The organism is Marinobacter lipolyticus SM19, assembly GCF_000397065.2.
GTDB classification, from domain to species: Bacteria; Pseudomonadota; Gammaproteobacteria; order Pseudomonadales; family Oleiphilaceae; genus Marinobacter; species Marinobacter lipolyticus.
In genome coordinates this window covers 1-8,427 of record NZ_KE007309.1, presented here as the reverse complement: position 1 = coordinate 8,427, position 8,427 = coordinate 1, and the positions used below count along the sequence as shown (strand labels likewise).

The 8,427-nt window shown below is 55.3% G+C and carries 7 protein-coding genes and 4 tRNA genes; all 11 read right to left on the bottom strand.

Translation table 11 applies throughout. The features are described 5' to 3' along the window. Positions 1–97: 97 nt before the first annotated feature. Positions 98–173 (bottom strand) — tRNA-Thr (locus tag MARLIPOL_RS06275). Between the two features lie 15 nt (positions 174–188). After that, positions 189–263: transfer RNA gene (locus MARLIPOL_RS06270), tRNA-Gly, on the bottom strand. A gap of 10 nt (positions 264–273) precedes the next feature. Beyond that, a tRNA-Tyr gene (locus MARLIPOL_RS06265) sits at positions 274–358 on the bottom strand. 39 nt (positions 359–397) lie between these two features. After that, a tRNA-Thr gene (locus tag MARLIPOL_RS06260) sits at positions 398–473 on the bottom strand. Between the two features lie 31 nt (positions 474–504). Then, positions 505–1,173 (bottom strand): hypothetical protein, encoded by a 669-nt coding sequence (locus MARLIPOL_RS06255; protein WP_012139872.1) that lies wholly within the window; start codon positions 1,171–1,173, stop codon positions 505–507. Beyond that, complete coding sequence (locus MARLIPOL_RS06250; RefSeq protein WP_012139871.1) at positions 1,170–1,904, bottom strand: type III pantothenate kinase; 735 nt, start codon at positions 1,902–1,904, stop codon at positions 1,170–1,172. The genes MARLIPOL_RS06255 and MARLIPOL_RS06250 overlap by 4 nt, the downstream gene beginning before the upstream one ends. Next, the gene (locus MARLIPOL_RS06245; RefSeq protein WP_012139870.1) at positions 1,901–2,869 is read right to left on the bottom strand and encodes a biotin--[acetyl-CoA-carboxylase] ligase; all 969 of its coding nucleotides are present in this window, start codon (positions 2,867–2,869) and stop codon (positions 1,901–1,903) included. The genes MARLIPOL_RS06250 and MARLIPOL_RS06245 overlap by 4 nt, the downstream gene beginning before the upstream one ends. A 104-nt stretch (positions 2,870–2,973) precedes the next feature. After that, complete coding sequence (locus MARLIPOL_RS06240; protein ID WP_036190877.1) at positions 2,974–5,367, bottom strand: DUF6160 family protein; 2,394 nt, start codon at positions 5,365–5,367, stop codon at positions 2,974–2,976. Positions 5,368–5,379: 12 nt separating this feature from the next. Continuing rightward, positions 5,380–5,937 carry a DUF6160 family protein gene (locus MARLIPOL_RS06235; RefSeq protein WP_012139868.1) on the bottom strand — a complete coding sequence of 186 codons (558 nt, stop codon included), beginning with the start codon at positions 5,935–5,937 and terminating at the stop codon, positions 5,380–5,382. Then, entirely contained in the window at positions 5,934–6,992 is a 1,059-nt protein-coding gene (locus tag MARLIPOL_RS06230; RefSeq protein ID WP_228677586.1) for a hypothetical protein, read from the bottom strand. The genes MARLIPOL_RS06235 and MARLIPOL_RS06230 overlap by 4 nt, the downstream gene beginning before the upstream one ends. Positions 6,993–7,024: 32 nt before the next feature. After that, on the bottom strand, positions 7,025–8,197 hold the full coding sequence (locus MARLIPOL_RS06225) for a hypothetical protein (protein ID WP_012139866.1): 1,173 nt from the start codon (positions 8,195–8,197) through the stop codon (positions 7,025–7,027). Between the last annotated feature and the right edge of the window lie 230 nt (positions 8,198–8,427).

Below are 8,427 nucleotides of genomic sequence, written 5' to 3'. Positions count from 1 at the left end.
CACGTTCAAGTGCGGTTTACTGCGTTCAAATTTTTCTTTAGACATTCGACCAATCTCCCTAATCAACCCAAATCGCAACGTTGACCGGATAAAATAGTGGAGCTCATGACCGGAATTGAACCGGTGACCTCATCCTTACCAAGGATGTGCTCTACCGACTGAGCTACATGAGCATTTCTAAACTAAACTGGAGCGGGCAGCGGGAATCGAACCCGCGTCATCAGCTTGGAAGGCTGAGGTAATAGCCACTATACGATGCCCGCGAGCAATTAGTGGTGGAGGGGGCAGGATTCGAACCTGCGAAGGCGATGCCGTCAGATTTACAGTCTGATCCCTTTGGCCACTCGGGAACCCCTCCGAGTCGAATTCGCCCAAGCGAATTCGTCAAAACTAAAAGTGGAGCTGGCGGACGGAATCGAACCCCCGACCTGCTGATTACAAGTCAGCTGCTCTACCAACTGAGCTACGCCAGCTCACATTCGCCTCGTCAGCGAGGGCGGTATACTACGGACTTTTTTTCAGCGTTGCAATACCTTCACAACGCTTGATTTCGACAAAATCGAAATCCTCTGAATAATCCGCCTCCAACGCCTCAGCCTGCTCAGAATCGTCAAACAGGCCCGCCTCAAAAGAGAGCGCGTAGCTTATCTGATTTCGGGGGAAGATGGCCAGTACTGCATTGAGATTCTGACGATTTTTTTCTTCCAGAACCGAAACGGCTGCCTCCCGTGACTCAAACAGGCCCAAGGAGATTGCGTTGCGGCTTTCTCCTTCAGTCACCAGGTAGGAATCAATCCCCCTGCGCTGGATATCGCGAAACATCTTGCGAGCCTGATCCGCTGGCTGCGGCGGTATAAGCACCCAGTGCAACGGAGCCAATTCGCGCTCCCGGCGCTCAACGATGTATTCATCCTGCGCCATCCCCAATGTCGCTGCCATTTCATTCAGGTCGGCCTCGGATTCGAACCACCCCAGGCGACCACAATACAGAAGAGAGGGAGAAGGAGCCGGCTCCGGGGTTACAGCAGAACCTTCGGCCTCAGGCTTGAGAGTTGCCACCCGGGGTAACTTGCCGTCACCCGCCCCCACACCGCGCGACGGTGTTTGAGGAGAGCTTCCGTAGTACCAAAGCGCAGCATTAGCCACCAGCAAGATCAGCGCCAGCCACTTCATGAGCGCCCCACCGCCTCCGCATCAATCGCAGCCAAACCTTGCAACACGAGATCCGGAAGATGCTCCGCTTCAAGCCCGGCTGCCAGAATACCCGATGCGTCCCCTCCCGTTACCAGAACACGACCTATGGCTTGCGCACTACAATCATGATGAATACGGTCAGCGATGGACTGCCAAAGCCAGAACAGCCCATGATGAACACATTCGGTGGTCGAGGCCCCAGGCTCACCGGCATCCGACCGGTGGTCCTCAAAGCCGATCCTCGCCGCATCATTCCTCAGGCTCCGCAACATCATTCGGCGCCCAGGGAGAATGTAACCGCCCAGATGCTTCCCGCCGGCCCCAACATAGTCAATCGTAATTGCGCTACCAGCATCAACGACTGCGAAGCCGCCACGATGCCTGGTCCATGCGCCGTACATAGCGTGCCAGCGATCGGCCCCCATTTTTTCATGGTCTTCATAGGCATTCACCAGCCCGGCACGCTCAACCTCCGACCAGTAGAAACAGGGGGGCACGGGGGTATAGCAGGACAACGCCTCGGCCAACTCGCAACGCCTGGCTTCTGATGCCACCGTGGAAACGGCAACACGGGAGATCTTGCCCCCCACATCTGACAGATTGGCGAATGGGTCGCTGTCGAGAGCACCGACCCCCTCCAACACCCTGATGCTGCCATCCATCAACTGCCACTTTACACGGGTGTTTCCCGCATCAATCAGCAACCTCACAACTGCACCCGCAAACTTATCTCTCCTGCCCGCACGGCAGTTACACCATCTTCCGTTTCCAGCAAGTAGTTGCCTGAACTATCAATACCTACACCAACACCCGCCAGACCTCCCTGACTTGCCACCAAGGACTTCCCGGCAAAAATATCTCTCTGCTGCCAGCGTTCCCGGAATGCCGCGAAACCGCTATCTGCAAATTCATCAGCCGCACTTACCAGAGAATCAATCAGACTGGCCGCCAATTCATTCCTCGCCCAATCCACTCCCGGACTTGCAACCGAGAGGCTATCCCAGGCCTGGGTTACACCTTCCGCCTGCTTCATATGGACATTCAGGCCGATGCCTGCCACTACCTGGACAACCCCCTCTTCCAGCTCTCCCTGCAATTCCACCAGAATACCGGCTACCTTGCCGTTACCCAGGAAAATATCATTGGGCCACTTGAGGCCGACCTGCCCGGAACCCATCACCTCCAGAGCCTCAGCGGTGGCCACCCCCAGTACCAGGCTCAAGCCGTCCAGCATGGCGAACCCACCGTGGAACGTCAGACCCAGACTCAGATAAAGGTTCTGGCCACGGGGACTCTGCCATTCACGCCCTCTGCGTCCTCGCCCCGCCGTCTGGTGATCGGCTATACACACGGGAATTTCCGGCGCTCCCGGCGCCGGCCGATGACGGATTATCTCTGCATTGGTTGAGTCAACCTCTTCCCGTACCTCGAGCCTGACACGGTGACGCAAGGGTTCCGGGATGCTTCCGAGAATTGCCTTGCTTTCGAGGAGGTCAACGGCTGTTATCAGGCGGTACCCCTTACCGCGGATGGTTTCAATCTCATAACCTTCGTCTGCCGCCCTTTTAACCTGCTTCCAGATTGCCGTTCGACTGATACCGAGGCGGGACGCAAGAGATTCCCCGGAATGAACGTGACCGTCCGCCAAATGACTTATTAGAGCTCGGGATTTCATCGGATAAAGCCTGAGAGTTTGAGAGGATCAAAGCGGGATTAAACAACAGCGGGCCCCAAAAAACAAAGAGACGCACAAAAAAGCCGGCCAACCCCGGCTATCAATCAGGGAATGGGCGTCGCTGTCAGATTCGCCTTGATATCAAAATTCTGCATATGAACTCCATAGACAACCGTCTGGGCACCGCCTACAGGGTGTACAAGATCAACATTGTTGATAGACAGCTCCTTGAACCGACTTTGGGCCCTGACTGCGAAGCCCAGCGGACGATTTTCCAGATCCGCAGAGGAAGGTGTCGACTCATAGCGATAACCTGCGACAGCTGCACTGTCCATGATTTTCTCATCCCCACGTAAACCCGACACCCCGAGTGAATCCGGCCCATCGTCTTTTTTCACAACCCGGGTCTGGTAGACATCGACAGATACATCGGTACGGACACCAAAGCTATTGTCATCGACACCATCACCGTCAAAGTCGCCACCGTCGCCGGTATGAATGTCATTGAGCACCAGCCGTGTTCCGCTACCGTTGACCAGCTGGCCACTACCGTCAATTTCCCGATTGGTCTCCCAGGTAAAGGCATTCTTACGAGAATCATCAACGGCCTTCGCAAGAATCTGTTTCATCCTGACGGTAATACCCTCATCACCCCGGTCCTGCCAAATCCCTCCGGACGCTGCACAAGCTGACGCTGTGACTCCAACACCTCCAGCGCAGACTTCGCCGGAACCTCCGGGAACAATCGTTAGCCCGCTCCCGGTTTCGTACGTCTGAACTACAAAGCGGCCGAAGCTTTGACCAGAACGCTTATCGCCCAGGCGGAGATTACCGACATCCAGGGTGCTCCAGCTCTCTCCAGTGTTGAAGGTCAATCCTTCGCCGGTGACATCCACGGTCATGTCCCGGATATGACCATCGTAACTGAGGTCACTTAACCACAACCCTTTCTGGCTGATTTCCCCGGAGCCGTCGTCGTAGGGTGAAGCGATCAAAGCCGCCCTACCGTTCCGGATCTGAATGTCCGAATTAATCGTGAGACCTTCCCCACTGGCACCACCTGCTCCGAGGGTTATGTGGCCGTCCATTTCGAATTCATAAGCCGGGTAGAAGCCCAGGGCCAGTAACAGTTCGGTCCCCCCCTGCAGCGGCGCATCTTCGTCGCCAACCTGTAAACCGTTAATCCGGTACCCTGCCTTGACCCCGTCAAAACCGACTCTCAGACCGTCGTAGAAGCGGGTACCATTTCTGAGTTCGTCCCGGGTCACATTCACCGTTATGTCGCCGCGCCCCCAGGATTGCAGGCCACTGAAAATCACCCGGTTACCGTCTTCGGTATAGCTCAGGTCAGCCAGCGCAAGACTCCATTCGGTCGCAAGCCTCAGCCCCTGTCCGCCCGCATCGGGGTGCCCTCCACCCTGAAGATAAAGCGAGTTTGTGTAATGACGCCCCTCAAATTCCCGTGCCTGTAGCAGAAAAGAGAGATTCACTTCCCCAAGGCTGCGCCCACTGTCCCCCATCTCAAGCGCGCCGATGTTTACTTCGCCGTCCATCGCCCCCAGCGTGAACCCCAGCGCTGGTCGCCCTTGCCAGTCATCAGTCACATCCAGACGCAAGTCGCTCACCCGGTAATGCCCGCTGATGTCTCGCAGGGAGAGAGCATTGCCGTCATCACGATAGATAAAGTGGGCGCTGTTAATGGTTGTCTCGTGGTCAATCCTCAAACCCTCTCCGGAGCGCCCCCCGGCCTTGAGTTCAGTGAGTGTCGTTAAATCGAACGCCCCGCTGATACTGCCGTAACTGGGCAGTGCGGCGCCGGTGGTTACATCGGTTGAATGACCATGATTAAGAGGATTGCCGCTGTAGCGGATTGCGCCAATGTCATAGGAACCCACAATCCGCGGCGCCTCCAGGCGGAGGGTTTCGCCCACGACATCCAGGGTGACCCCAAGGGCCTCCATCGTCAGCGTCATGTTATCCAGGAAGATCTCATTACCGTTGGTGCGATATCCCAGACGCCCTGCTGTCATGGTGTATGCCGAATCAAAGGTATATCCAGATCCGCCGAGCGCACCACCCGGGCGGATACGTAAATACCCTTTCAGGCTGTGATCGAAGAAAAACCCGCCCATACTCAGCCCCGGGGCACCGGCAAGGCGAACATCGCCGAACTCGATTCTGCGATCTTCAATCAGATAGTCCAGGTTCAGTGCCGCATCGTCGGAAATATCCACCCTCACCCGATGAAACGCCTGGCCTTCCGGATCTGTAGCTGATCCAACCCGAAAATCATCCAGATAAATACCATTACCATCATCGAAGTATGAGACGCGGTCGGCCGTCACCTCCACCTCCATTTCAAGGGTAATGCCACCCTGGCCACGGATGGCAGCCAAGTCGGTATCATTCAGGCGCTGCATCTCTGCCATTACTTGGCCGGGGAACACTAGCGCCACACCAACACAAGACCAATTTGCCAGGAAATTAACGCATTTCATTATGACATCCCCTCATGGGTTCCCTGCGGGGAAAACCAACAAATTCCCCTCCATGACGACCTCCCCCTGCATTCCCACGGAGAAGATATCCGTTTGCCGAAATCCGGGGTCCGTGGGCCGGGCAGTACTGCTGGCAGCAATCTTGAACCGTACATCGTTAAACCTCACGGTATTGGGCAACCCTAACTCCAGTACGTCTCTCTTGAACAGCTCGCCGTCACCACCGAACCCCGAATCGATCGTCCGGACCCTCAGGGTCAGCCCCTCAAACGCGAAGTTCCCGCGAATATCGTCCAATACCATCCAGCCCCCATTCTCTTTCAGGCGGTAGGCAAATCGGGCTCCGCACTTCCTGGTTGTATCATCACAGCCGCCGAAGTAGCTGTTTTCAATGGGACCACCGAGTTCGTTAATGCTCACATCACCGGACAGATAAATGCCGCCCTGACCAGACACATCGCCAAGCGCCTGGTCATCCAGCCGCTTCAGTTCCGCAGTGGCCTGCCCCGGAAGGGAGAGCGCGACTGCGCAAATCAGCAGGGAAACGATCGCAGGAGCATTTGTAGTCATGGCGCAAGATCCCTGGTTCGAATTTCGAGATGCTGGATCAACATCCCTTCCACCCTCATTGAGCCGAAGTCCCGGTCACTCACACTGAAGTTCCCAATTCGGAGATTGCTTCGGTAATTCGGGTTGGTGTAATAATCTTCATAGAAATCCCATGTTGCGGGCGCACTGCTGCCTCTAAGGCCATCGGCACCGATCTCCCCGGTTGCTGGTTGCTGGATCGCAGCCACCTCGACAACAAAGTTACCGGCGCCGTCCACATCAAAGAACACAGGCTGCAGCTCGTTACCGATTGCCAGCTCAAGCGCAAAATCCTTCAGCAACACCCGGGAACCGCACGACTCGCCGCTCTGGTCACAGGCATGGATGGAAAGTTCCGGAGAGTAGAAGTTAAGCTTGAATTGCCCCACCATTTGGCGACGATCGTTATCCCCCCACAAGCGAAGATAGCTTCCGTCGATCACCGCACTGACTGCATGGATATTGATATTCGCTGAGCGGTCATCCCCGACCGCTACATTCATCTGCAACCCCACATCCGGACGCTCGCCGATGTAATCGGTGGTTGCAGGTCGGCTCGAACAGGATCCTGATCCCAAAACGGCCGACGCGCTGATGCAGTCGAATCCTTGCGCCGGATTAACCATAGCGGGGGCGGCAAATTCCAAAACCGCTTTATCCGCCACGCCAATCGTATTTCCGTCAACCACATCGATACGGTAGGGGTTGATCAGGCGTCCGAGATTAACCGGACCAAGATTCCGACCATAATTGCTGCCACTGCCGGATATATAAAGGTGATTGACGGTGATATCCACATCCCGGCCATCTGTGCTGGTTATGCCGCCAATTTTGAATATACGGGCTTGATCCCCGCTTGCGTCGGGAACGTCCGTACCGTGGGAGAACTTGAAGGCTTCCAGCACTATACCCAGCCCGGCCCCGTCCACCTCGGAAAGCTCGGCATCATTCATGCTCTCAAGTTCGCTCCAGCCCTGGCTGGAATACACCGTTATCCAGGCTCCAGCCAACAAGATCATCGCCCAGCGGGGTATCACTGTCCGGCTCTGTGTTTTTACCCGACAAAACATCAGAACAACCCCTGCCCACGATCAATGTATTCCACTCGCTGGCGTTCAATTCCGCCCAGCGCTTCATTCAGGTTGAACTCGACTGAGCCATTGGGAATATTGAAGAAACCGCCACTGGTCGCCCGGATGAAGTCTTCTGCCGTGAGATTCGCCTTGGAAACATCATCCAGCCAGTCCAGATCCTGGGTCTGGAACGAAAGGAACAGTCCGGACTCCGGCCCGATTATCGCGCGCTCACCGTTTATTTCACCAAGCTCACCAACAGGGAGGCTCTTGAAGTCTGTTAATGAGAAACAGGCCTGGATACCCAGTACCTGGCAGTCCTGGGCAATGATATGGACATCACTGCCATGGACTTCTATCTGGGAGCTACTGAAGGCGCCCGCCCCCTGGATCAACAGGCGGGTCAAGAAAGGTACATCTTCGACGACAAAGGTTTCGCCGTTGGGGACACCCGCGTATTGCGCCCTGATCGGATCAAGCTCCCCAAGCCTGGGGTCACCCTCCGCACCATAGACCAGCTCGGCCCGACTGGTGATCGCATTACTGCCAACAAGGTAAGGTGCCAGTGCCACGATAATCGAGTCAAAGAGATTGCCGTTGGTATTGGCGTTGCTCAGACCTTCTCCCTGGTCGACAATATCGATATTGACGTTCCCCGTCAGGGACTGGATATCCCCGGACAACACCCCCATGGCCTCACCGAAGCCAAGCCGAACGCCGACAACCTCATCTGACGTTTCATCAAAGGCAAATTCAAAGAACGGATTTCGCAGCGTAAAGGGAACAATTTCACCCTCAGCGTATGCAGAGCCATTGGGCTTGTATTGCCTGGCAAATTCCGGATTGCGGTCAAAGTAAGGCTGATTGTTTATATAACCCAGGGAAAAGTTTTCGATGAGCACATCAGAAGAGCCGGCGTCTTCCCCGCCCCGCTCATATCGACCGATCTCAAGGGTGTCGATATTGGTCTGAATATCGACATCCATACCAAGGTTTACCCGAGTATAAGAGGTATTGTCCGTCTCATCAGGATGGTACTGGCGATCAATAGACACGAACGCCTGGCCGGTAACCTCCGATAGCTGATCGTCGGATATCGGGCGCAACTCCGCACAGATACTGGTGGCCGTTGTTGCCAGCAGTAGAAAGAATCCGGCCTGCTTACTCATAATCACATCTCACTGTAAGCCGCTGTTGTTTTTTTAGCGCGGCAATTAAGTATTACGGATGTCAAATGAGCGTCTCTGAAGCTGGCTCTTTTTTATTTTTTGGCCAGTTTGTGCTCCGGAGCTTACCTTTGTTTACAGAACGTCACTGTGCGCAACGTCATAGAATGGCGAGCTTGTGAATTTTCTTTCAGGCAATAAAAAACCCCAACATCAAGGATGCTGGGGTTTTG